At 69.1% G+C, this 22,319-nt stretch carries 23 protein-coding genes; 15 read left to right on the top strand and 8 right to left on the bottom strand.

From position 1 onward, the window contains the following. Nucleotides 1-15: 15 nt before the first annotated feature. Complete coding sequence (locus AC25YV_RS04320; protein WP_488122605.1) at nt 16-2,073, bottom strand: NAD(+) synthase; 2,058 nt, start codon at nt 2,071-2,073, stop codon at nt 16-18. A 176-nt stretch (nt 2,074-2,249) separates the two neighbouring features. Here AC25YV_RS04320 and AC25YV_RS04315 point away from each other — a divergent pair, with 176 nt between their 5' ends. Both AC25YV_RS04315 and AC25YV_RS04310 read left to right on the top strand, forming a co-directional pair. Further along, nucleotides 2,250-5,795 carry a TM0106 family RecB-like putative nuclease gene (locus AC25YV_RS04315; RefSeq protein ID WP_488122604.1) on the top strand — a complete coding sequence of 1,182 codons (3,546 nt, stop codon included), beginning with the start codon at nt 2,250-2,252 and terminating at the stop codon, nt 5,793-5,795. 35 nt (nt 5,796-5,830) lie between these two features. Next, nucleotides 5,831-6,145, top strand: a complete 315-nt coding sequence (locus tag AC25YV_RS04310) for a DUF3467 domain-containing protein (protein ID WP_488122603.1) — start codon at nt 5,831-5,833, stop codon at nt 6,143-6,145. A gap of 1 nt (nt 6,146) precedes the next feature. Here the strand turns inward: AC25YV_RS04310 and upp are convergent, their stop codons facing one another. Beyond that, nucleotides 6,147-6,779 (bottom strand): uracil phosphoribosyltransferase, encoded by a 633-nt coding sequence (gene upp, locus AC25YV_RS04305; protein WP_488122602.1) that lies wholly within the window; start codon nt 6,777-6,779, stop codon nt 6,147-6,149. Between the two features lie 77 nt (nt 6,780-6,856). Here upp and AC25YV_RS04300 point away from each other — a divergent pair, with 77 nt between their 5' ends. After that, nucleotides 6,857-7,288, top strand: coding sequence for a nucleoside deaminase (locus tag AC25YV_RS04300; protein ID WP_488122869.1), 432 nt, complete (start codon nt 6,857-6,859; stop codon nt 7,286-7,288). Between the two features lie 18 nt (nt 7,289-7,306). On the opposite strand, the gene AC25YV_RS04295 is transcribed toward AC25YV_RS04300, so the two are convergent. From AC25YV_RS04295 to AC25YV_RS04285, 3 genes are read right to left on the bottom strand one after another with little or no spacing between them, the layout of a single operon-like run. Then, nucleotides 7,307-8,236, bottom strand: a complete 930-nt coding sequence (locus AC25YV_RS04295) for an LLM class F420-dependent oxidoreductase (RefSeq protein WP_488122601.1) — start codon at nt 8,234-8,236, stop codon at nt 7,307-7,309. A 21-nt stretch (nt 8,237-8,257) separates the two neighbouring features. Further along, nucleotides 8,258-9,223, bottom strand: coding sequence for a cation diffusion facilitator family transporter (locus tag AC25YV_RS04290; RefSeq protein WP_488122600.1), 966 nt, complete (start codon nt 9,221-9,223; stop codon nt 8,258-8,260). Between the two features lie 33 nt (nt 9,224-9,256). Then, nucleotides 9,257-10,369 carry an alpha/beta fold hydrolase gene (locus AC25YV_RS04285; RefSeq protein ID WP_488122599.1) on the bottom strand — a complete coding sequence of 371 codons (1,113 nt, stop codon included), beginning with the start codon at nt 10,367-10,369 and terminating at the stop codon, nt 9,257-9,259. A gap of 129 nt (nt 10,370-10,498) precedes the next feature. Between AC25YV_RS04285 and proC the strand changes: the two genes are divergently transcribed. Next, on the top strand, nt 10,499-11,341 hold the full coding sequence (gene proC, locus AC25YV_RS04280) for a pyrroline-5-carboxylate reductase (RefSeq protein ID WP_488122598.1): 843 nt from the start codon (nt 10,499-10,501) through the stop codon (nt 11,339-11,341). A gap of 15 nt (nt 11,342-11,356) precedes the next feature. On the opposite strand, the gene AC25YV_RS04275 is transcribed toward proC, so the two are convergent. Continuing rightward, nucleotides 11,357-12,028: a potassium channel family protein gene (locus AC25YV_RS04275; protein WP_488122597.1), complete on the bottom strand. Its 672-nt coding sequence runs from the start codon at nt 12,026-12,028 to the stop codon at nt 11,357-11,359. Further along, nucleotides 12,021-13,460: a TrkH family potassium uptake protein gene (locus AC25YV_RS04270; protein WP_488122596.1), complete on the bottom strand. Its 1,440-nt coding sequence runs from the start codon at nt 13,458-13,460 to the stop codon at nt 12,021-12,023. The genes AC25YV_RS04275 and AC25YV_RS04270 overlap by 8 nt, the downstream gene beginning before the upstream one ends. Before the next feature lie 74 nt (nt 13,461-13,534). On the opposite strand from AC25YV_RS04270, the gene AC25YV_RS04265 reads away from it, so the two are divergent. The 5 genes from AC25YV_RS04265 to AC25YV_RS04245 all read left to right on the top strand — a co-directional run bounded on the left by AC25YV_RS04265 (nt 13,535) and on the right by AC25YV_RS04245 (nt 15,101). Next, nucleotides 13,535-13,942 (top strand): ArsR/SmtB family transcription factor, encoded by a 408-nt coding sequence (locus AC25YV_RS04265; RefSeq protein ID WP_488122595.1) that lies wholly within the window; start codon nt 13,535-13,537, stop codon nt 13,940-13,942. 145 nt (nt 13,943-14,087) lie between these two features. After that, nucleotides 14,088-14,279, top strand: a complete 192-nt coding sequence (locus AC25YV_RS04260; protein WP_179519823.1) for a helix-turn-helix domain-containing protein — start codon at nt 14,088-14,090, stop codon at nt 14,277-14,279. Between the two features lie 82 nt (nt 14,280-14,361). Further along, nucleotides 14,362-14,460 carry a 30S ribosomal protein bS22 gene (locus tag AC25YV_RS04255; protein ID WP_003792170.1) on the top strand — a complete coding sequence of 33 codons (99 nt, stop codon included), beginning with the start codon at nt 14,362-14,364 and terminating at the stop codon, nt 14,458-14,460. An 87-nt stretch (nt 14,461-14,547) separates the two neighbouring features. Beyond that, entirely contained in the window at nt 14,548-14,850 is a 303-nt protein-coding gene (locus AC25YV_RS04250; RefSeq protein WP_488122594.1) for a rhodanese-like domain-containing protein, read from the top strand. Then, complete coding sequence (locus tag AC25YV_RS04245) at nt 14,847-15,101, top strand: glutaredoxin family protein (RefSeq protein ID WP_488122593.1); 255 nt, start codon at nt 14,847-14,849, stop codon at nt 15,099-15,101. Before AC25YV_RS04250 ends, AC25YV_RS04245 begins: the two co-directional genes overlap by 4 nt. 55 nt (nt 15,102-15,156) lie before the next feature. Here AC25YV_RS04245 and aspS read toward each other — a convergent pair whose 3' ends face one another. Further along, on the bottom strand, nt 15,157-16,512 hold the full coding sequence (aspS, locus tag AC25YV_RS04240) for an aspartate--tRNA(Asn) ligase (RefSeq protein ID WP_488122592.1): 1,356 nt from the start codon (nt 16,510-16,512) through the stop codon (nt 15,157-15,159). Nucleotides 16,513-16,679: 167 nt separating this feature from the next. On the opposite strand from aspS, the gene AC25YV_RS04235 reads away from it, so the two are divergent. From AC25YV_RS04235 to ccsB, 6 genes are read left to right on the top strand one after another with little or no spacing between them, the layout of a single operon-like run. After that, nucleotides 16,680-17,354 (top strand): DedA family protein, encoded by a 675-nt coding sequence (locus AC25YV_RS04235; RefSeq protein ID WP_488122591.1) that lies wholly within the window; start codon nt 16,680-16,682, stop codon nt 17,352-17,354. Nucleotides 17,355-17,398: 44 nt separating this feature from the next. Beyond that, entirely contained in the window at nt 17,399-18,028 is a 630-nt protein-coding gene (locus AC25YV_RS04230; RefSeq protein WP_488122590.1) for a histidine phosphatase family protein, read from the top strand. Then, nucleotides 18,028-18,654, top strand: coding sequence for a TlpA family protein disulfide reductase (locus AC25YV_RS04225; protein WP_488122589.1), 627 nt, complete (start codon nt 18,028-18,030; stop codon nt 18,652-18,654). The genes AC25YV_RS04230 and AC25YV_RS04225 overlap by 1 nt, the downstream gene beginning before the upstream one ends. Then, nucleotides 18,651-19,454 carry a cytochrome c biogenesis CcdA family protein gene (locus tag AC25YV_RS04220; protein ID WP_488122588.1) on the top strand — a complete coding sequence of 268 codons (804 nt, stop codon included), beginning with the start codon at nt 18,651-18,653 and terminating at the stop codon, nt 19,452-19,454. Before AC25YV_RS04225 ends, AC25YV_RS04220 begins: the two co-directional genes overlap by 4 nt. Before the next feature lies 1 nt (nt 19,455). Beyond that, entirely contained in the window at nt 19,456-21,159 is a 1,704-nt protein-coding gene (gene resB / locus AC25YV_RS04215; RefSeq protein WP_488122587.1) for a cytochrome c biogenesis protein ResB, read from the top strand. Nucleotides 21,160-21,164: 5 nt separating this feature from the next. Then, on the top strand, nt 21,165-22,136 hold the full coding sequence (ccsB, locus tag AC25YV_RS04210; protein ID WP_488122586.1) for a c-type cytochrome biogenesis protein CcsB: 972 nt from the start codon (nt 21,165-21,167) through the stop codon (nt 22,134-22,136). The last annotated feature ends 183 nt before the right edge of the window (nt 22,137-22,319 follow it).

Here is a 22,319-nt window from a genome sequence, read left to right as displayed (position 1 = left end):
GCCGAGACCCCGTGCTCAGTCGGCGCGAGCCGAGGCGGGAAGCGCAGCGTCGAGCTCGGCGAGCCACGCGCGCGCGTTGCCGTCCGACGGTGCGCGCCAGTCGCCGCGTGGTGACAGCGACCCCGCGGGCGAGACCTTGGGACCGTTGGGGATCGCGGAGCGCTTGAACTGGGCGAACGCGAAGTACCGCTGCAGGAAGACGCGCAGCCACCGCGCGACGGTCGACAGGTCGTAGGCGTAGCGGTCGGCCTCGGGGAAACCGGGGGGCCATTCCCCGGCATCCGGATCCTCCCACGCGTGCGTCGCGAGGAACGCGATCTTCGACGGGCGCATCCCGAACCGCAGCACGTGGAACAGCGCGAAGTCGTGCAGGGCGTACGGCCCGATGCGGTCCTCGGTGGACTGCAGCTTGCCGTCCTGACCCGCCGGTACGAGCTCGGGCGAGATCTCGGTGTCGAGCACGGATTGCAGCACGTCGGCCGCGGCATCGTCGACGCCCTCGCGGTGTGCGATGACCCAGCGGATGACGTGCTGGATGAGGGTCTTCGGCACCCCCGCGTTGACGGCGTAGTGGCTCATCTGGTCGCCGACGCCATACGTCGCCCATCCGAGGGCGAGCTCGGACAGATCGGATGTGCCGATCACCAAGCCGCCGTTCTGGTTCGCGAGGCGAAAGAGGAAATCGGTGCGCACCCCCGCCTGCACGTTCTCGAAGGTCACGTCGTACAGGGGCTCGCCGCCGGCGAACGGATGCCCGATGCCCTGCAGGAGCTCGGTGGCGGCGGGGCGGATGTCGATCGTCTCGATGGACGCGCCGATCGCTTCGGCGAGCGCGATGGCGTTGGATTTCGTGTGGTCGCTCGTTGCGAACCCCGGCATCGTGTAGGCGAGGATGTCGCTGCGCGGGCGCCCCATCCGATCCATCGCGCGCGCCACGACGAGGAGAGCATGCGTCGAGTCCAGGCCGCCTGATACCCCGATGACGGGCTTGGGGTCGCCGATCGCGCTCAGCCGCTGGATGAGACCGGAGACCTGGATGTTGAACGCTTCGTAGCAGTCCTGCGCGAGCCGTGCCGGGTCATCCGGCACGAACGGGAACCGGTCGAGCGGCCGCCGCAGCCCGATGTCCTCGTGCGGCGGCTCCAGGAGCGTCTCGATGCGCAGGAACTCCGGCTCGATCGCTGCGCGGTTGTCGTCGAATGTGCCCTGGCGCAGCCGATCCTGCCGCAGCCGGTCGAGGTCGACATCGGCGACACTGCGCCGGGGCCCGTCGGGGAAGCGCTCGGTCTCGGCCAGCAGCATCCCGCTCTCGTAGATCATGGTCTGGCCGTCCCACGAGACGTCGTTCGTGGATTCGCCCGTTCCTGCCGCCGCATACACGTACGCGGCGAGACAGCGCAGCGACTGCGAGAGGCACAGGGCCCGTCGCTCATCGGCGCGCGCGATCGTGATGGGGCTGCCGCTGAGGTTCACGAGCACCGTCGCCCCGGCCAGCGCGGCCTTGGACGACGGCGGAATCGGCACCCACACGTCTTCGCACACTTCGGCGTGCAGCACGAGGCCCGGCACATCCTGCACGTCGAACAGCAGGTTCGTCCCGATCACGGTCTCGATTCCACCGATGCGGATGCCCTCGCCGGACCACGGCTCGCCCGGCGCATACCAGCGGCGCTCGTAGAACTCGCGGTAGGTGGGCAGGTACGACTTCGGTGCGACGCCGAGCACCGCCCCGCGGTGGATGACGACGGCGCAGTTGTAGAGGCGGTTGCGGTGGCGCAGCGGCGCCCCCACGATGATCACGGGCAGAAGATCCTCGGATGCCACGGTGATCCGCTCGATCGCCGCTTCGACGGCGTCGAGCACGGCATCCTGCATCACGAGGTCTTCGATCGCGTAGCCCGTGAGACACAGCTCGGGGAAGACCGCGACGGCGACGGACTCGTCGTGGCACGCGCGGGCTTCGGCCAGCACGGCGTCGGCGTTCGTGTCGGGGTCGGCGATCGCGACGGGGATCGTGCAGGCGGCGACGCGGGCGAAGCCGTGGCGGTAGGCGCTTTCGAACGGCAGGCTCATCGCTCCAGTGTGGCACCGGGTGGGTGGCGTGGCGAAGGTGCGCGGGGCGGTTTGCGCGATGGGGTCGGGGATCGCCGCGGACGCAACGCGCGGCGACCACGGCGTGGGGGCGCCGCAGACCGTGCGCGACGGCCGGTGTCGGAGGGCGCGGTTAGGGTCGTGGAGGAAAGGGAGGCATGCGGTACATCGAGGGTGAGAATCGGATCGTCTGGAGCGCGAGCGATCTGAAGGCGGCGGCCGAATGCGAGTTCGCCTGGGTGCGTGCGATCGACGCGAAGCTCGGGCGGATCGCCGCGGTCGTCGAACCCGAAGATGAGACCCTCAAGCGCGCCGGCCGCCTCGGCACGGCGCACGAGCGGCGCGTGCTCGACGAGTACATCGAGCGGTTCGGCCGTGATCGGGTCATCGAGATCCCCGAGACCCGGTCGACCGATGCCGCGGCTCTTGCGCACGCGGTCGCACTGACCGACGCGGCGCTGGCCTCTGACGCCGCCGTCGTGTACCAGGCCGCCTTCGCGACCGACGAGTTCGTCGGGTTCGCCGACTTTCTCGTGCGCGACCCGTCGGCAGGCTCGGAGTCGGGGGGCGGGGCCTGGATCGTGCAGGACACCAAGCTGGCCCGGCGCGCGCGCGTCACGGCCCTCATGCAGCTCGCCGCCTACGTCGATCAGCTCGATCGCCTCGGTGTGCCGCGCGGCGACCGCGTCGAGCTGCTGCTGGGCGACGGCACGACGAGCACGCACGACATCGACGACCTGCTGCCCGTCTTCCGCCTGCGCCGCGCGCGACTCGCGGCCCTCATCGCCGACCGCCGCATCGAGCTCGGTGCCGCCGGCGACCCGATCCGGTGGGGCGATGACCGCGGTGACCTGCGCGTCGTGGCGTGCGGGCGGTGCGCGACGTGCGACGCCGAGACGACAGCGGCGCGCGACCTGCTGCTCGTCGCGGGTATGCGACCGACCCAGCGCGAACGGCTGCGCACTGCCGGCATCCTGACGATCGACGACCTGGCGTCGGCGGGCGAGGTTCCACCGCGCATGAACGCCGACACGTTCCGGATGCTGCAGACCCAGGCCCGTCTGCAGCTCACGAGTCCCGCGGGTGGGGTCGGCGAGGCTCCGAGCGGCGACGCACCGCTCGTGCCGACGTTCGAGGTCGTCCAGCCGAAGGCGATCGCGGCACTGCCGCGCCCCGACGACGGCGACCTGTTCTTCGATTTCGAGGGCGACCCGCTGTACAGCGAAGAAGCCGACGGCGCCGCCCGGCGGTGGGGCCTGGACTACCTCTTCGGCTGGGTCGATGACCAGGAGCGCTACACCGCACTGTGGGCGCACTCGTTCGACGAAGAGAAGCGCGCGCTCGAGACGTTCCTCGACATCATCGCACTGCGCCGCGCGCAGTACCCCGACATGCACATCTACCACTACGCGCCCTACGAGCCGACGCACCTGCTCGCGATGGCTGCGCGGTATGGCGTGCGAGAGGCCGACGTCGACCGCCTGCTGCGAGACGCGGTGTTCGTCGACCTCTATCCGATCGTCCGACGCGCGCTGCGGGTGGGGTCGCGCTCGTATTCGATCAAGAAGCTCGAGCCGCTCTACATGGGCGACGAGGTGCGCACGAGTGACGTGCAGAAGGGCGACGATTCGATCGTCAAATACGTCGAGGCGCGGGATCTGGCCGCCGATGATCCCGCCGCGGCCGCGCAGATCCTCGATGACCTCGCCGACTACAACCGCTACGACTGCGTCTCGACCCGCCGCCTGCGCGACTGGCTCGTCGACCGCGCCCGCGAGGCGGGCCTGCGGCCGACCCCCAACCCCGAGCCCGACGAGTACGTGTACGAGCCGTCGCCGCGCGCTCTCGCGCTGACCCGCCTCGCGGCGGAGCATCCCGACGAGTCAGCCGAAGCCGTCGCGCTGCGCCTGGGCGCGGCGGCGATCGACTACTACCCGCGCGAAGTGAAGTCGTTCTGGGCGACGCACTTCCTGCGGCTGCGCGAACCGGTGTCGCTGTGGGAAGAAACGCGCGACGTCGTCGTGATCGACCCCGACCGGTGCCGTGTCATCGACGACTGGCACGTCGCCGAGAGCGGGCGCGGCGCCGAGCGGCGCATCGTCGAACTGCGCGGCGAGGTCGCGCCGGGTACGCGGCTCAATGTCGGATCGAATCCGTTCGCGCTGTATGAGCTCCCGGCGCCCTATCCGTTCGAGGCGAAGCCCCGCTGGATCCACTCGGCCCGGCCCGTCCGGGTCGTCGAGGTGCTCGATGACGGGGTCGTCGTCGAAGAGACCGCCGTGGACGGCGTCACGTGGAGCGGGCTGCCGCTCGCCCTGACTCCGGCGGCACCGCCGCACGCAGGCAATCAGCAGTCCGCGATCGACGCGTGGGCGGATGCCGTCATCGCGGCGTCGCCCGCGCTGCCCGACGGCCCCGCAACCGACATCCTTCGGCGACGGCCGCCCCGCGTGAGCGGGGGAGCCCTGCCGCTGTCGAACGGAGACGACGTCGAAACGATCGTGCACGCCCTGCAGGCGCTCGATCACAGCGCCCTGTGCGTGCAAGGCCCGCCCGGCACGGGCAAGACGTACGTCGGGTCGCACGTCATCGAGCGGCTCGTGCGCGAGCGCGGCTGGAAGATCGGCGTCGTCGCGCAGTCTCACGCCGTCGTCGAGAACATGCTCGAGCGGATCATCGCGGCCGGGGTCCCCGCCGCGCAGGTGGCCAAGGCGCCCAAGAACGCCGACGCGGAGACCGTCTTCACCGCGATCCGGAAGAACGGTGTCGCGGCGTTCACCGCCGAGAATGCGGCATCCGGATTCGTCGTGGGGGGCACGGCGTGGGACTTCGCGCACGAGGGTCGTATCCCGCGGGGGAGTCTCGATCTGCTCGTGATCGACGAGGCCGGGCAGTTCTCGCTCGCGTCGACGATCGCGGTCTCGCTGGCCGCGCCGCGGCTGCTGCTGCTGGGCGACCCGCAGCAGCTGCCGCAGGTGAGCCAGGGCACGCACCCCGAGCCCGTCGACACGTCGGCGCTCGGGTGGGTGATGGACGGATCCGATGTGATCCCGGCCGAGCTCGGCTACTTCCTCGCGCGCACGCGCCGTATGCGGCCCGAGGTCGCCGCGCCCGTATCGGTGCTGTCGTATGACGGCGAGCTGGCGGCACACCCTGCAACGGCCATGCGCGTGCTCGACGGGGTCGAGCCGGGCCTGCGCCCCGTGCCCGTGCGGCACCGGGGCAATACGACGCAGTCACCCGAAGAGGCCGAGGCCGTCGTCGCGATCGTGCGCGGTCTCATCGGCGGGCAGTGGCACGACATCCGGTTCGAAGAGGGCGATGGGGCGAGCACGTGCGATCCACGCCCGCTCGACCAGCGCGACATCATCGTTGTGACGCCATACAACGCGCAGCAGGTCATGGTCGAAGAAGCGCTCGCCGCGGCGGGCTTCGCCGAGGTGCCCGTAGGCACGGTCGACCGCTTCCAGGGTCAGGAGGCAGCGGTGGCCATCGTGTCGCTCGCCGCCTCGTCGGGGCGCGATGCTCCGCGAGGGGTCGACTTCCTGTTGCTGCGCAACCGGCTCAACGTCGCGATCTCACGCGCCATGCACACGGCCTACCTCGTGCACTCCCCGGAGCTGCTCGACGATCTGCCGCGCACACCCGAGGGCGTGGCCCGGCTGAGCGCCTTCGCGCGGCTCGTCGGCCGGGGCGACGCGTAGACTCGCCGGACACCCGAAATCCGACGGAGGTACCCGTGGCCGACGACGCCCCACGACAGTTCGAGATCGATCTTCCCCCCGAGCAGATCCCCGGATCGTACGCCGATTTCGCGAACGTCTGGCACACGCAGACCGTGTTCGTGATGGACTTCCTGACCCTCGCCCAGCCGCCGCACGAAGAGGTCGATCAGGCGACGGGCGAGCGCCGCACCGTGGTGCCGGCGCGCGTCGTGGGCCGCATCCGGATTCCTCCGGAGCAGGTGTTCGAGCTCGCGAAGGCCCTCACGCAGCAGCTCGAGTTCTGGGAGCAGGAGACGGGCAAGAGCCCGCCGACCGAACCGGCGCGCTGAGTCAGACGGTGCCGTAGAGACGGTCGCCGGCGTCGCCGAGCCCCGGCACGATGTACGCGTGCTCATCGAGTCGCTCATCGACGGCGCCGAGGACGAGCGTGACGTCGCGGCCCCGGACCTGCTTCTCGATCGCTGCGAGCCCTTCGGGCGCGGCGAGGATGCAGATCGCGGTGACGTCCTGCGCGCCGCGGTCGAAGAGGAACTCGATCGCGGCGCCGAGCGACCCGCCCGTCGCGAGCATGGGGTCCAGCACGAAGCACTGGCGGTCGCTGAGATCGTCGGGCAGCCGTTCGGCGTACGTCGCCGGCTCGAGCGTCTCTTCGTTGCGGGCCATCCCGAGGAAGCCCACCTCGGCGGTCGGCAGCAGCTTGACCATGCCCTCGAGCATGCCCAGACCCGCGCGCAGGATCGGCACGACGAGCGGGCGCGGCTCGCCGATCTTGACGCCCGTCGTCGTGGTCACGGGGGTCCGGATCTCGACCGGCTCGACCTGTACGTTCCGCGTCGCCTCATAGGCGAGCAGCGTCACGAGTTCTTCGGTCAGCTGGCGGAACACCGGCGACGGCGTGCGCTCGTCGCGCAGGACCGTGAGCTTGTGCGTGATGAGCGGGTGGTCGGCGACGTGCAAGCGCATAGGGCAAGGGTAGTCGCTGGGGTGGGCCCGCACCGTACGCTCGTGTCGTGACCTTCGACCCGCGAGACACCGCCGCGATGCAGCGCGCCCTCGCGCGTGCGGCCGAGGCCGCCGCGGCGGGCGACGTGCCCGTCGGGGCCGTCGTGACCGATGGCACGGGCACGATCATCGGCGAAGGCCGCAACCTTCGCGAGGCGACGGGCGACCCCACGGCGCACGCCGAGATCGTTGCGCTGCGCGAGGCTGCGGCATCCGTCGGCACCTGGAACCTCGAGGGCTGCACGCTCGTCGTGACCCTCGAGCCGTGTCTCATGTGCGCGGGCGCCGTGCTGCAGTCCCGCATCTCGCGCCTCGTCTTCGGCGCGTGGGACGACAAGGCCGGCGCGGCCGGCTCGATGTACGACGTCGTGCGCGACCGGAGGCTGCCGTATCGCGCCGAAGTGGTCGGGGGCGTCGCCGAAGAGGCGGCATCTGCTCTGCTGCGCTCCTTCTTCGACGCCCGTCGTTGACGTCTGCCGCTCCCGGTATCAGCGGGGGAGGAGAGGGAGCACCTCTTCGCCGAGGAACGCGACGTGGTCGAGGTCGCGCAGGTCCATGAGCTGAAAGTGCACGCGGTCGGCTCCGAGGTCGCGCAGTCGAGCGACGGAGGCGGCGATCTCGTCGGGTCCGCCGACGAAGCCCGCGCGCTCGCGCGCGGCCTGCACGGTGGTGCCCACGTTGGCGGCACGCCGTTCGAGATCGGCGGGCGTCGCGCCGGCGAGAGTCGGCAGCGCGACCGAGAGCTTGAGGGTCGCGGGATCACGCCCGATGCGCTCGCACGCCGCGCGGACTCCGGCGAACTTCTCGGCGACGACGTCGTCGTGCTGGAACCCGATGTTGAACTCGGTCGCGTAACGCGCAGCGATCGCGGGTGTACGGCGCGGTCCTCCTCCGCCGACGATGACCGGCATGCGCTCCTGCACCGGCTTGGGCAGCGCAGGTGCGTCGAGGAGGGTGTAGTGCTCGCCGTCGAACGAGAAGGTCTCGCCGACCGGGGTCTGCCAGAGCCCCGTGATGACGGCGAGTTGCTCCTCGAACGGACCGAACCGCTTCGCCGGGAACGGGATGCCGTAAGCCCGATGCTCCTCTTCGAACCAGCCCGTACCGAGGCCGAACTCGACGCGTCCGCCCGACATGGCGTCGACCTGTGCGACCTGGATCGCGAGAATCGCGGGCACCCGATGCGTCGCCGAGGAGACGAGCGTTCCCAGACGGATCGTGCTCGTCTCACGGGCGAGGCCGGCGAGGGTCGTCCATGCGTCGGTGGGTCCGGGCAGCGGGTCGCCCGCGCCCATCCGCATGTAGTGGTCGGAGCGGAAGAAGGCGTCGAATCCGAGGCGCTCCGCCGCCAGTGCGAAGGCCAGCTGGTCGTCGTACGAGAACCCCTGCTGCGGTTCGGTGAAGATCGTGTACTCCATGCCGCCAGTCTGGCAGGCGGCTCAATCGACCGAGCGGATGACGAAATCCTCGGTCGGGGGATGCGGGTCGGCGCTCGGGCGGTAGACATCGGGCTCGAGGTAGATGACCCGTGCTGCCGGGACCGCCGCCCGGATTCGTTCCTCGACGATGTCGATGTCGTGCGCGGCGTCGGCGAGCGGCTTGTCCGACGGCAGTGCGATCTTGGCCGCCACGAGCAGTTCGTCGGGGCCGAGGTAGAGCGTCTTGATGTGGATGAGCCGCTGCACTTCGGGCCCCGACTCGATCGCGGCCACGATGAGGTCATGGTCGGTCTGCGTCGCCCCTTCGCCCACGAGCAGACTCTTCGTCTCGATGCCGAGGGTGATGGCCACGACGAGCAGGAGCGCGCCGATCATGAGCGTGCCGATCGCATCGAAGACCGGGTTGTGGGTAATGGCGGACAGTCCCACGCCGATCAGCGCGAAGACGAGTCCCGTGAGCGCGGCGATGTCTTCGAGCAGGACGACCGGCAACTCCGGTGCTTTGGCGTGACGCACGAACGCCACCCAGGACTGCCCTTTCGGGCGCACCAGGTTGCTCTCGCGCACGGCGGTGCGCAGCGAGAACGACTCGAGCCCGATCGCGATGACGAGCACGACAAGCGGCACCCAGACGTGGTCGAGTTCGTGCGGGTGGGTGAGTTTGTCGACGCCCTCGTAGATCGAGAACAGTCCGCCGACCGAGAACAGGATGATGGCGACGACGAAGGCGTACACGTACCGCTCGCGCCCGTGCCCGAACGGGTGATCGCGGTCAGCGGCGCGTCGTGCGCGACGGCCGCCGAGCAGGAGCAGCAGCTGATTGCCCGAGTCGGCGACGGAGTGGATCGCCTCAGCGAGCATCGACGCCGAGCCCGAGATGAACCACGCGACGAACTTGGCCACGGCGATGCCGAGGTTGGCCAGGAACGCCGCGATGATCGCCTTCCCGCCTCCGGACGCGCTCATGGCCTGAAGCCTATGCCCGGATGCCCGGCGGTGTCAGTCTGCCGAGCGCAGGATGATCGCCTCGGTGGGCGGTGCGGGATTGGCGGGGGCCCCGACGTAGCCGATGCGTCGCAGCAGCGCGTGGCGGAACTCCGCCGGGCGCTCGAGATGCAGCGCGTGCCCGATTCCCTCGAGACCGATCTCGGTGACATCTCCGCCGGCCTGGGCGTATGCGCCCAGCACGTCGCGCGTCTGTGCCACCATCTCCTGGGCCGGGGCGACGTCTTCTCCGGGCCAGTCCGCGACGATGCCGAGCTGGCCGAGGTAATTGATGTCCGAGAACGAGGCGTCCGAGATGATCGCATCCGCCGTACCGTGGATCCACAGGATGGGCGGCTTCTTCGCGAGATCGACGATCCCCGACACATTGAAGTGCTTCGGCGCCATCGCGTTGAGGACGCCCAGCGGACCCGCCGCGAACCCGGGCCAATTCTCACTCGGCACGCTGTCGCCCGGGTAGTTGCCCTCGGCCGTCGACGTCGTCAGCATCGATTCGACCCAGACGTCCTCGTGCTCGCTGCGGTAGTCAGCAGAGACATAGCTCGAGCGGAACACGGTGCGCGGCGAGGTCTGAGCCTCGTCGCTGCGGTCGCCCTCGGCGAGCCGTCGGATGAAGTCGGCGCTGGCGACGCCGGCACCGGTGCCCGCGTCGTCGGCGGTGAGGTGCGACCCGTCGCGGCGCGTGCCTCCGAACCCGTAGGGCGAGACGGGCGACTGCAGCGTGAGGCTCAGCGCGGGGTGGTCGAGTGCGTACTGCATCACGACGCCGCCTCCCATGCCCCAGCCGACGAAGTGGGCCGTGGGGATTCCGAGCACCTCGAGGGTCGCGCGAAGGTCGTCGCTGAAGTCGCGCACGCCGCGCGTCGCGTCGACGGGGGCGTGCTCCGTGCCGCCGAAGCCGCGTAGATCGATCGCGATGACGCGCAGGTCGCTCGGCAGGTCCTGCATGATCTCCTGCCAGAACAGGCTCGACGAGACGTTGCCATGCACGAAGACCACGGTCTGATCGGGGGGAGTGCTCGCGCTGTCTCCCGCGCGTTCGAGAATCTGCACGTCGAGTCTCGGCGTTTCGATGACGCGTGAGGTGATGCCGTCGAAGAGGGTCATGAGCGTGCCTCCGGAGTACTGACCGCGCGGAGGCGTCGCGGCCCCCGTCGTGCTTCGACTATATCCGGCGGCGGGGTGCCATCCGGGGCTCGAGAGGCGGCATCCGGATGAGGTTCATAGGATGGCGGAATGGCTTCCGATACGACCGTCCTCCCGCCCATCGCGATCCTCGGCGCCGGCTCGATGGGCGGTGCGATCCTGCAGGGTGTCGCGCGCTCGGGGCTCGCTGCGGAGGTCGTCGCGACCAACCGCACCGCCGAGAAGGCCGCTGACCTCGCCGGTCTCGACGGGGTGACGAGCATCGCGCTCGCCGAGCAGCCGACGGGGAACACGGATGCCGCGGCAGCAGCCGACATCGTCTTGGTGGGCGTCAAGCCCGTCATGGTCCCCGATCTGCTGCGCGAGATCGCTCCGTCTCTGCGCCCCGGCACGATCGTGGTGAGTCTTGCGGCGGGCGTCACGATCGCGACGTTCGAGGCGATCCTCGGCCCGTCGATCCCCGTGCTGCGATCGATGCCGAACACGCCCGCCGTCGTCGGACAGGCCGTGACGGGGCTCGCCGCGGGCAGGACAGCCTCGCCCGCCGACGTCGCGATCGTGCGCCGCCTGTTCGAGACGTGCGGCGCGGTGATCGAGGTCGCCGAATCGCAGATCGATGCGCTCTCGACCATTTCGGGGTCGGGCCCGGCCTATGTGTTCCTGCTCATCGAGGAGCTGACCAAGGCCGCGCGTGGCAAGGGGTTCGACGAGGGCCAGGCGCGCCTGATGGCCGAGCAGACCTTTATCGGGGCAGCCGCACTGCTGGCGGCATCCGGTGAAGATCCCGCCGAGCTGCGTCGTCGGGTCACGAGCCCCAACGGCACGACCGAGCGAGCCATCGGCGTCCTGCAGGCCGCGCGTCTGGACGTCATCTTCGAGACGGCGACCGATGCCGCCCTCGCCCGCGCCCGCGAACTCGCCGCTGGAGCGTAGCGGAGGCCGCCCCGGTCAGCGGTCGAGCGACGCGAAGCGCTCGATGTCGGAGTTCGTCCCCGAGACGATGACGAGGTCGTGGTTGGTCACGACGGTGTCGGCCTCGGCGTAGTGGAAGGGCTTGCCGGGGCTCTTCACGCCCACAACCGTCACCCGGTACTTCGTGCGCACGCCCGATTCGCTCAGTGCGACGCCGCGGATGAGCTTCGGCGGATACATCTTCGCCAGGGCGAAGTCGTCGTCGAAGCGGATGAAGTCGAGCATCCGCCCGCTCACGAGGTGTGCGACGCGCTCGCCGGCCTCGCGCTCGGGGTACACGACGTGATTCGCGCCGACCCGCGCGAGGATCTTGCCGTGCGACTGTGAAACCGCCTTCGCCCAGATCTGGGGGATCTTGAGGTCGACGAGGTTCGCCGTGATGAGCACCGACGCCTCGATCGATGTGCCGACCGCGACGACGGCGATCTGGAAGTCCTGTGCCCCCACCTGCGTCAGCGCATCGATGTTGCGTGCATCGGCCTGCACCGTGTGCGTCACGCGCTCGGACCACTTCTGCACGAGGTCCTGGCTCGCGTCGATCGCGAGCACCTCTCGATCGAGCCGGTCGAGCTCTCCGGCACACGCGGCGCCGAAGCGCCCGAGACCGATGACGAGGACGGGCGCATCGCTGCGGATCTTCTCAACCAACGATGGGCCTCTCGACGGGCAGCGAGTACAGCTGCGAACGGCTCGTCACGGCCACCGCCGCGGCGAGAGTCACTGTACCAACGCGCCCCATCAGGATCGTGACCGCCAGCACGAAAGACGCCGAGTCGGGCAACTCGGCGGTGAGACCCGTCGACAGCCCCACCGTCGCGAAGCCCGAGATGACCTCGAACAGCACATCGCCGAGCTCGGCCTTCGTGATCTGGGTGATGACGATCGTCGACAGCGCGACGATCGTGGCGCCCCACGCGACGACCGACAGCGCGACGCGCAGCACGTCGCTGGGGATCCGGCGGCCGAACACCTGATTGGATGCACGTCCCTTGGCCTCGGACCACACGGCGAGGGCGATGACGGCGAGTGTCGTCACCTTGATGCCGCCTGCCGTCGAGGCCGACCCCCCGCCGACGAACATGAGCATGCACGCGACCAGAAGGCTGGACTGGTTCAGCTCGCCGATGTCGAGCAGCGCGAAGCCGCCCGACCGTGTCATGGCAGAGAGGAAGAACGCCTGGAATGTCGTGTCGAACGCGTCCTCGGCCCCGAGTGTCAGCAGGTTGTCGTACTCGAGGATGAGGAAGACGACGCCCCCCGCGAAGAACAGTGCGACGGTCGTGATGAGGGTGAGCTTCGTGTGCAGCGACCACCGCCGCACGTGCCACAGGTGCTTTCGCAACGTATAGATGACCGGGAAGCCGATCGAGCCGAGGAAGACGCCGGCCATGAGCGCCGTGAGGAAGACGTAGTCGTTCGCGAAGGGCGCCAGGCCCTCGGCATTGGGGGCGAACCCCGTGTTCGTGAAGGCCATGGCCGCGAAGAACAGGGCTTCCCAGATCGCGGTGTGCCACGGGATGCCGGCGAGGAGAAGCCCCGGGTAGAGCAGGACCGCCACCGCGGCCTCGATGACGAGCGTCGACAGCGCGACCGTTACGAGCAGGCTGCCGATCTGGCCGAGCTGGACAGTCTGCCCTTCGTTGACCGGGCCGCCGTGGCTGCGCAGCGGGTTCGAATCGCTCGCGGCCATCAGCTTGGCGCGCAGGCCCAGGCGGCGCGAGATGACGAGCCCCAGGATCGAGGCGAGCGTGAGTACGCCGAGCGCGCCGATCTGCACGCCCAGGAACACCAGCACCTGACCGAACGGCGACCAGTGCGTAGCCATGTCGACCGTCGCGAGCCCCGTGACGCAGATCGTCGACACGGCCGTGAAGAAAGCGTCGGAGAACGACGTCACCTGCCCGTCGGCTGCCGCGATGGGCAGCGAGAACAGCGCTGTGAACAGCATGATCAGCATCAGGTAGATGAGGATCGCGAACCGGGCGGGGGAGCGCTGCGTCAGATCGCGGAAGAACTCCACAACATCGTGTCGCAGTCGTTGGATGCCCGACCTGCCGGACGCGCGCGTCGCGTCGGCCATTCGCGCCCTCCTCATCACCGTCCCACGGTAGGGCCTCATGGTACTCCGCGGGACGCCCGGCTAATCTGAAGCACATGGCGGACATCTTCGACGTGATCGCGGACGGCACCCGCCGCGACATCCTCCGACTCCTTCTCGACCGCTCGGCTGAGAGCGAGCGCGGTACGAGCGTGTCGCAGATCGTCCAAGAACTCGGAGCGAGCCAGCCGACCGTCTCGAAGCACCTCAAGGTGCTGCGTGAGGCCCATCTCGTGTCGGTGCGCGAAGAGGGGCAGCACCGCTTCTACAGCCTCGCGCCCGAACCGCTCGATGAGATCGACGACTGGCTCATGCCGTTCCTCAGCGACGGCACCGAGTACGCCTTCGTGGGGACCTCGACGCTGCCCGAATCCGCCGCGCATGCGGCGGACGTCGTCGGCCGGGCCGCGGCATCGGCTCGGCACGCCGTCGCGAACGCGTTCAAGCGCCTGCCCGGCCGCTAGGCCGGACGTTCGTCCGAGTGTTCGCGCGGGAACCCGCGAGCACTCCCGCCCCACCGTTCACACGGGTCACGCGGGTTTACACGCGTATGCTCGTGACCCTAGAGTGTGCAGGAACACTGGGGAAAGCGATGAGGAGGGGCGGCCAATGGCAGAGCTGCCTGATGTGCGGTTCTTGACCGTCGCGGAGGTTGCGGAGTTGATGCGCGTCTCGAAGATGACGGTCTACCGGCTTGTACACGCCGGAGAGCTTCCTGCTGTGCGCTTCGGTCGCAGCTATCGCGTCCCCGAGTCCGCCGTGACAGCGGCCCTGCAACGTCCTATCGCTGACGTCGGGTAAGCTGTCACGAGGCATTTTTTAACACTGCCCGTTCCTGGGCGCAGGCGAATCTGCGTCCAGACCCCGATCTAGTGAGGTTTCCGTGGGTTCTGTCATCAAGAAGCGCCGCAAGCGCATGGCGAAGAAGAAGCACCGCAAGCTGCTTCGCAAGACTCGCCACCAGCGCCGCAACAAGAAGTAAGCGGCTTCGACACTAAGCGCCCCCGGGCAGGCTTCCGCCTGCCGAAGGGGCGCTTCGTGTCTCGCCGACCGACCGAAGGGCACCCCCATGCACACGATCGACGTCCACGAGCTCAAGAACCGCACCGACCGTCCGCTGATCGACGTCCGCGAAGCGTGGGAGTACGAAGCCGTACGCGTGCCCGGTGCGATCAACATGCCGATGTCCACTCTCGGCGGCCGCCTCGACGAACTGCCCGCCGAGGGCTTCGACGTCATCTGCAAGTCGGGCGTGCGCTCGGGACAGGCCGTCGAGGTGCTCGAAGCCCGCGGCTACGACGCCGCGAACGTCGAGGGCGGCACGGATGGCTGGGTCGAGGCGGGGTACCCCACCGACGAAGGACTGCGGTGACCACCCTCACCCTCATCGGCAAGCCGGACTGCCACCTGTGCGACGTCGCGCGCGAGGTCGTCGAGAGCGTGCTGGCCGAGCTGCCTGACGCCGTCGCCGACACCGTCGAGGTCGAAGAGCACTCGATCCTCGACGACGCGGCGCTGTACGAGCTGTGGTGGGAGAAGATCCCCGTCGTGCTCGTGGACGGTGCCATGCTCGGCCATTGGCGCATCGCCCCCGACCGCCTGCGCGCAGCCCTCACACCCTGACCGGGGCGCGGGCACCCGGCCGCGCCGCCGGGGACGACGGCCTACGAGTCGAGCGTCAGGGTTCCAGACGCGTCGGCCCGCGGAACAGATAGGTCACCTCGCGGATCGAGTCCTGGCCCAGCAGCAGCATGAGAACGCGGGCGAGGCCCATGCCGAAGCCACCGTGCGGCGGGGCGCCGTACCGGAAGAAGTCGAAGTAGAACTCGAGGTGCTCGGGCTCGAGCCCCTTCTCCTTGGCCTGTTCGATCAGCACGTCGACGCGGTGTTCGCGCTGTGCGCCCGTCGTGATCTCGACGCCGTTGAAGAGGAGGTCGTACGACTTGGTGAGCCCGGTCTCCTCGTCGCGCATGTGGTAGAAAGCGCGGATCTCGGGGTGGTAGTCGGTGATGAAGACGAACTGGTGTCCGTACGTCTCCTGCACGTGGGCCGCGATCTGACGCTCGCCCTCGGGGTCGAGGTCGCCGTCGGTGCGCGGGATCTCATAACCGCGAGCCGCGACGATGTCGCGCGCCTCGGCGAGGGGGATGCGCGGGAAGGGAACCGTCGGCACCGCGATCTCGAGCCCGAACAGCTGCTCGATCTCGTCGCCGTGCTTGTCCTTGACGGCCTGGATCGCGAACTGCAGCAGCTCTTCCTGCATCCGGGCGACGTCTTCGTGCGACTCGATCCAGCTGATCTCGGCATCGACCGACGTGAACTCCGTCGCGTGACGCGACGTGAACGACGGGTCGGCCCGGAAGGCGGGCGCGATCTCGAAGATCTTGCCGAAGCCGGCGACCTGGGCCATCTGCTTGAAGAACTGGGGCGACTGGGCGAGATACGCGGTCTTGTCGTCGAAGTACTCGAGCGAGAACAGCTCGGCGTTGGACTCCGAAGCCGACGCCATCAGCTTGGGCGAGTGGATCTCGATGTAGTCGCGCTCGATCCAGTACGTGCGGAACGCGTGCTCGAGCGTCGTCTGCACGCGGAAGATCAGGTTGTTGCGGCGCTGACGCAGGTCGAGGAAGCGCCAGTCCATGCGCTTGTCGAGCCCGCTGTCGGCGGCGATCGGCGTCTCGGGCAGAGCCGCCGCACTGATGTCGAGCGAGCCGATCTTGATCTCGACACCGCCGAGCTTGACGCGCTCATCGTGCTTGAGTTCGCCGTGCACCGTGAGGAACGTGCCCGTTGCGAGGTTCGAGATCGTGTCGGTCAGCGCGAGCGCCGCCGCATCCTGCTCGCCGGCCTCGGAGCCGGCCGCGGGGTCGATCGGGCGCGTCGCCGGGTTGACCAGCTGCACGGCGCCGGTCTCATCGCGGAGGATGACGAACTGCACCTTCTTCTGATCGCGGACGGTTTCGACCCATCCGGACACAGAGACAGGCCCGTCGGGGCGGGAGAGCAGCTGGGAGACGAGGACGCGTTCAGTCACGAGGCCTCAGTCTACGTGTGCGGATGCCGCACACCGAGCGGCGACCGGGCTGCCCGCCCGCGCGGCGCGGGGGTGTGCATCCAGGCTTTGGCCACCTTGATCCCGTACCGTCGAGGTGTCGTGCGCGTCCGGGCCGCGGCATCCCCATCACCACAACAGGCGAAGAGATGACCGACACTGCACACGACGGCTCGTGGCTGACCGCCCTCGGCGAGTGGACCGTTTCCCTCATGGACGTCATCGGCCCGATCGGGGCCGGCGTCGCTATCGCGCTCGAGAACCTGTTCCCGCCCCTGCCGAGCGAGATCATCCTGCCCATGGCGGGCCTTGCAGCAAACCGCGGCGCGTTCACCCTGTTCGAGGCGCTGTTCTGGACGACCGCCGGCTCGATCGTCGGCGCGTTCATGCTCTACGGCCTGGGCGCGTGGCTCGGCATCGACCGCCTGCGGGCGATCGCCACCAAGGTGCCGCTGCTGCACCCCGAGGACATCGACCGCACCGTGGGCTGGTTCCGCAAGCACGGGGGCAAAGCCGTGTTCTTCGGGCGGATGCTCCCCATCTTCCGCAGTCTCATCTCGATCCCCGCGGGGGTCGTGCGCATGCCGCTGTGGCGGTTCGGTCTGCTGACGGCCGCGGGCAGCCTCATCTGGAACACGATCTTCGTGCTCGCCGGCTACCTGCTCGGTGAGGCATGGCCGCTCGTCGAGCGCTACGCGGACATCCTGCAGTACATCGTCATCGCCGCCGCCGTCATCGGGGTCGCGTGGTTCCTCTATGTGCGCATCCGCTCGCTGCTCGCGGCGCGCAGTGCCGGCCGGGCCACCGACGCCGAGCTCGAATGACGCGCTCAGGTGCCCCACAGACACGGCCCCTTTAGACTGGTCGAGTGCCCGCCGATCGCCTCCATCTCGTGCGCCACGGAGAGGTCTACAACCCCCGCCGCGTGCTGTACGGTCGGCTTCCCGGTTTCGGGCTGAGCGCTGACGGACGCCGCATGGCGCGTCAAGCGGCTGAATACGTCAAGGGCCTCGAGCGCCCCCTCACTGCGCTGATCTGCTCTCCGCTGCAGCGCACGCGCGAGTCGGCGGAGCCGTTCACCGAGCTGTTCGGCATCGAACCGGTCATCGACGAGCGGGTCATCGAGCCGACCAACGTCTTCGAGGGCAGGCGCATGTCGCGGACCCTGGTCAACCCGTTGAACTGGCGCCATCTGCGAAAGCCCGCCCAGCCCAGTTGGGGTGAGGCCTACGACGAAGTCGTCGACCGCATGAACGCGGCCATGACCGAGGCCTGGAACGCGGTTCCCACGGGAGATGTCGTGATCGTCTCGCATCAGCTGCCCATCTGGATCACCCACCTCGCCGTCGCGGGACTGCCGCTGCGGCATGACCCGCGCGCGCGACGCTGCGCCCTGTCGAGCGTCACGTCGTTCGAGCTCGAGGAGGGCACGTGGACCCAGGTCGCGTACGCGGAGCCGGCGACGACGGCGGGCGCGATCGACGTGGGGGCGGTGTGATGCGCGATCACTCGGCACGCCGACCCGGCGGACGGCTGCGGACCGCGGCATCCGCTCTGCTGGCCCTGACACTCGCGGCCACACTCGTCGCGTGCAGCAACCAGGACAGCCTCGCCGAGCAGTACCGCGAGGGCAGTAACAAGGGGTTCATCGCGGGGGACTTCCGCGTCGATGTGATCCCCGAGGACGAGCGCTCCGAACCGATCGATTTCGAGGGCGTGCTCGACACGGGCGGCACGACGACGTCCGACGACTACCGCGGCGACGTGCTCGTTGTGAACTTCTGGTACGCCGCGTGCGCCCCCTGCCGGGTCGAGGCGCCGGTGCTCGAAGCCGTGCACGAGGAATTCCAGGCCGAAGGCGTGGACTTCCTCGGCATCAACCTGTACGACGGGGCCGAAGCTTCGCGCGCCTTCGCCGAGACCTACGGCGTCAGCTACCCCAGTGTCCTGACGACCGAGGACGGCTCGATCAAACTCGCCTTCGCCGGGCAGACGCCGCTCAGCGCTGTTCCGGTGACGCTCGTGCTCGACCGTGAAGGCCGTGTCGCGGCGCGGATCGTCGGCATCGTCGAAGAAGAGTCGATCCTGCGCTCGATCCTGCGCGACACCCTCGGAGACGCGTGAACCCGGCGGCCGCCGTCGCCGACGGCTCGTTGCTCGTCGCTGTGCCGATCGCGATCCTCGCGGGCCTCATCTCGTTCCTGTCTCCGTGCGTCCTGCCGCTCGTGCCGGGCTACCTCGGCTTCATCGCCGGCGCTGCGACACCGCGTCGACCGCGCCCGGTGCACGGTGTCGAAGACGGCACGCTCCAGACGACGGTCGAGACCGAGACCGACGCCACGCCCTCACGCGGCCGACTTCTCGTGGGCGTTCTGCTGTTCATCGCGGGCTTCGCCGTCGTCTTCATGGCGCTCAACTTCTTCGCGGGCACCGTGGGGGTCTTCTTCCTGCAGTACGCCGATGTCATCACGCGCATCCTGGGTGTCGTCGTGATCGGGCTCGGCCTGGTGTTCATCGGGGTCTTCGGGTTCGCGCAGCGCATCGCGCGTCCGCAGGTGCGCGGCAACATCGGCCTCGTCGGTGCGCCACTGCTCGGGCTCGCGCTCGGGATCGGCTGGGCGCCGTGCATCGGCCCGACGCTCGCGGTCATCCTCAACATGTCCTTCGATGCCGCATCGGCCGGACGCGGAGCGCTTCTCGGCCTCGCGTACTCGCTCGGCCTCGGCATCCCGTTCGTGCTGCTCACGCTCGGTTTCGGCTGGGCGACGCGCTCGGTCTCGTTCCTGCGCCACCACATCCGTACGGTCAACATCATCGGCGGCGCCCTGCTCATCCTGGTCGGGCTGCTGATGGTGACGGGCGTCTGGTCGATGTGGATGGCTCAGCTCCAGGGGGTGTTCCAGAGTGTCCCGACGATCCTCTGACGTGTCGGATCCGCCGGTCGAGGGGACGCTGCGCCCACCGGACCATGCGGATGCCTCGGGTTCGGACATCCAGCAGCCGTCCCTCGGCTTCGTGGGCTGGGTGCGCTGGATCTGGCGCCAGCTCACCTCGATGCGCACGGCCCTCGTGCTGCTGCTGCTGCTCGCGATCGCCGCCGTGCCGGGGTCGCTCGTGCCGCAGCGCAGCGCAGACCCGAACGGCGTCACGCAGTACTACACCGACAACCCCGATCTCGCGCCGATCCTCGACAGCCTGAGCATGTTCGACGTCTACGCGTCGCCCTGGTTCTCGGCGATCTACCTTCTGCTGTTCGTGTCGCTCATCGGCTGCGTGATCCCCCGCACGAAGCACCACTGGAAGGCGATGCGCTCCCGCCCGCCGCGCACGCCCGCGCGGCTCGAGCGGCTCGCGGGTTACCAGACGACCACGGTCGACCTCGATGCGGGAACGGATGCCGCGGGGGCAGCATCCGCCGCCGTCGACATCGCCGAGGAGCAGCTGCGCAAGAGCGGCTACCGCGTCGCCCGCTACGACGCGCGCGGCACCCAGTCGGTCTCGGCCGAACGCGGCTACCTGCGTGAGACCGGCAACCTCGTGTTCCACTCGTCGCTCGTCGGTGTGCTGCTGGCCGTCGGCATCGGCGGCGGCTTCACCTACACGGGGCAGACCGTCATCATCGAGGGGCGCACGTTCGTCAACACCCTGCTGGACTACACCTCGTTCAACCCGGGACGCTTCGTCGACGCCGACGACCTCACGCCGTACGCGCTCACGCTCGACCGGTTCGATGTGACCTACGTGCCCTCGGACGAGCCGGGCGGCGGTCAGGCGGGCGACTTCGTCGCGAACCTGACGGCGCAGCAGATCGACGGAGAGACCTACCCCGCCGAGGTGCGCGTCAACCACCCCCTCAACATGGAGGGGGACCGGATCTACCTCATGGGCAACGGCTACGCGCCTGCCCTGACGATCCGCAACGCCGACGGCGACGTCATCTTCTCGGAGTCCGTGCCGTTCCTGCCGCAGGATGCCGCCATGACCTCGCTCGGCGTCATCAAGGTGCCGGACGGACTGCCCGAGCAGATCGGCCTCGTCGGCTTCTTCTATCCGACCCAGGTCGAGATGCTGTCGGGGGCGTTCACCTCGAGCTACCCCGCGCTGATCAACCCCGTCGTGACGCTCGAGGTGTACCAGGGAGACCTCGGGATCAACGACGGCGTCCCGAGGTCGGTGTACACGCTGGACACCTCCGAGATGGAGGAGCTCGCGGGGCGCACGAACGGCGATTCGCTCGAGATCGCGCCCGGTGAGACCGTCGACCTTCCGAACGGGCTCGGCACCCTCACGTTCGAGAACGCCGCGCCCGAGGGCGCGGAGGGCTACGAGGGATCGGTCCTGCGCTACGTGTCGCTGTCGATCCATCGTGACGCCTCGGCGGCGTGGGTGCTGGTGTTCGCCCTGCTGGCGACGGCCGGTCTGCTCACGGCGCTGTTCGTGCCGCGCCGCCGCGTCTGGGTCAAGGTGCACCCCGACGGCGAGACGCTGCGCGTCGAATACGCGGGTCTCGCCCGCGGGGAAGATCCGACCCTCTTCACCGCGGTCGAACAGGTCGCCCAACGCCACGCCGCGGCGCTGGCCGAACAAGGGGTCGGCCGGGCTGCGGCATCCACCCCGCACGTAGGATAAAAGGTATGTCCGACTCCATGCTCAGCCTTGATTCGGTTTCGGTGCTCCTGGTCTGGACGGCCATCGCGATCTACGCCCTCGCGTTCATCGCCTACGCTGTCGACCTTGCGCGCCGTTCGTCCTCGACGGTCTCGTCGAAGGAGTCGATGCGTGAACTCGTCGGTGCGGGTGCGGGTGCGGTGTCCACGCCCCAGCCGCCGGCCGCCGAGCCGAAGCGGGACCGCATGCTGCTGGCGCGCATAGGCACGTCGCTCACGGTGCTGGGTTTCCTCTTCCAGGCGGCGGGCACCGTGACGCGCGGAATCGCGGCCGAGCGGGTGCCGTGGGCCAACATGTACGAGTTCGCCCTGACGGGCACGTGCCTCATCGTCGGGGTCTACCTCGTCTCGCTTCTGAAGTACGACCTGCGGTTCCTCGGAACGTTCATCACGGGCCTCGTCGTCGTGCTGCTCGGCGGTTCCACCCTCGCGTTCTACGTCGAGGTCGTGCCGCTCATGGAGCCGCTCAAGTCGGTCTGGCTGGTCATCCACGTGTTCGTCGCGTCGTTGGCGACCGCGCTGTTCGCCCTCGCCTTCGGGCTGTCCGTCGTGCAGCTCATGCAGGCGCGGCGCGAGCGACGGGCGGCATCCGAGACTCGTGGCGGGGTCCTGCGCACGCTGCCGAACGCTGACACGCTCGAGGCGCTTGCGTACCGCTTCGCCATCCTCGGGTTCATTCTGTGGACCTTCACCCTCATCGCCGGCTCGATCTGGGCCAACGACGCATGGGGCCGTTACTGGGGCTTCGATACGAAGGAAGTCTGGACCTTCGTCATCTGGGTGCTCTACGCGGGCTACATCCACGCGCGTGCGACGCGCGGCTGGCGCGGCTCTCGGTCGGCGTGGCTGTCGATCATCGGCTTCACCGCCGTGCTGTTCAACTTCACGATCGTGAACATGTTCTTCAAGGGCCTGCACTCCTACTCCGGCCTCAGCTGAGTTCGGGTCCGGTCGCGCCGGGTGCGCGGACGGCCCGGCTGCGTCGCCGCCTGACGCGCTCTGCTCTCCGATCAGCGCCACTCGGCAGTGCGAGGCCCGGCCCGGGCCGCGCGGTGTGTTTGGTTCGTTTGCCTCGGTTTGCTCGTGCGACCGGGGGTTGGGTGCGTTTTGGGGCATGTGAGC

Source organism: Microbacterium sp. Y832 (assembly GCF_057669765.1).
The sequence above is the reverse complement of the archived record's forward strand: the minus strand, read 5'-3'. Positions and strand labels throughout refer to the sequence as shown.

Excerpts from the sequence above, each read along its gene's own strand:
- upp (WP_488122602.1), bottom strand. The coding sequence starts at position 6,779 with ATGCGCTTGCACGTCGCCGACCACCCGCTCATCACGCACAAGCTCACG.
- AC25YV_RS04235 (WP_488122591.1), top strand. The coding sequence starts at position 16,680 with ATGACCGACACTGCACACGACGGCTCGTGGCTGACCGCCCTCGGCGAG.
- AC25YV_RS04290 (WP_488122600.1), bottom strand. The coding sequence starts at position 9,223 with ATGAGCGCGTCCGGAGGCGGGAAGGCGATCATCGCGGCGTTCCTGGCC.
- AC25YV_RS04225 (WP_488122589.1), top strand. The coding sequence starts at position 18,028 with ATGCGCGATCACTCGGCACGCCGACCCGGCGGACGGCTGCGGACCGCG.
- AC25YV_RS04270 (WP_488122596.1), bottom strand. The coding sequence starts at position 13,460 with ATGGCCGACGCGACGCGCGCGTCCGGCAGGTCGGGCATCCAACGACTG.
- AC25YV_RS04285 (WP_488122599.1), bottom strand. The coding sequence starts at position 10,369 with ATGACCCTCTTCGACGGCATCACCTCACGCGTCATCGAAACGCCGAGA.
- AC25YV_RS04300 (WP_488122869.1), top strand. The coding sequence starts at position 6,857 with ATGCAGCGCGCCCTCGCGCGTGCGGCCGAGGCCGCCGCGGCGGGCGAC.
- AC25YV_RS04265 (WP_488122595.1), top strand. The coding sequence starts at position 13,535 with ATGGCGGACATCTTCGACGTGATCGCGGACGGCACCCGCCGCGACATC.
- ccsB (WP_488122586.1), top strand. The coding sequence starts at position 21,165 with ATGTCCGACTCCATGCTCAGCCTTGATTCGGTTTCGGTGCTCCTGGTC.
- AC25YV_RS04295 (WP_488122601.1), bottom strand. The coding sequence starts at position 8,236 with ATGGAGTACACGATCTTCACCGAACCGCAGCAGGGGTTCTCGTACGAC.
- AC25YV_RS04320 (WP_488122605.1), bottom strand. The coding sequence starts at position 2,073 with ATGAGCCTGCCGTTCGAAAGCGCCTACCGCCACGGCTTCGCCCGCGTC.
- AC25YV_RS04260 (WP_179519823.1), top strand. The coding sequence starts at position 14,088 with ATGGCAGAGCTGCCTGATGTGCGGTTCTTGACCGTCGCGGAGGTTGCG.
- AC25YV_RS04250 (WP_488122594.1), top strand. The coding sequence starts at position 14,548 with ATGCACACGATCGACGTCCACGAGCTCAAGAACCGCACCGACCGTCCG.
- proC (WP_488122598.1), top strand. The coding sequence starts at position 10,499 with ATGGCTTCCGATACGACCGTCCTCCCGCCCATCGCGATCCTCGGCGCC.
- AC25YV_RS04315 (WP_488122604.1), top strand. The coding sequence starts at position 2,250 with ATGCGGTACATCGAGGGTGAGAATCGGATCGTCTGGAGCGCGAGCGAT.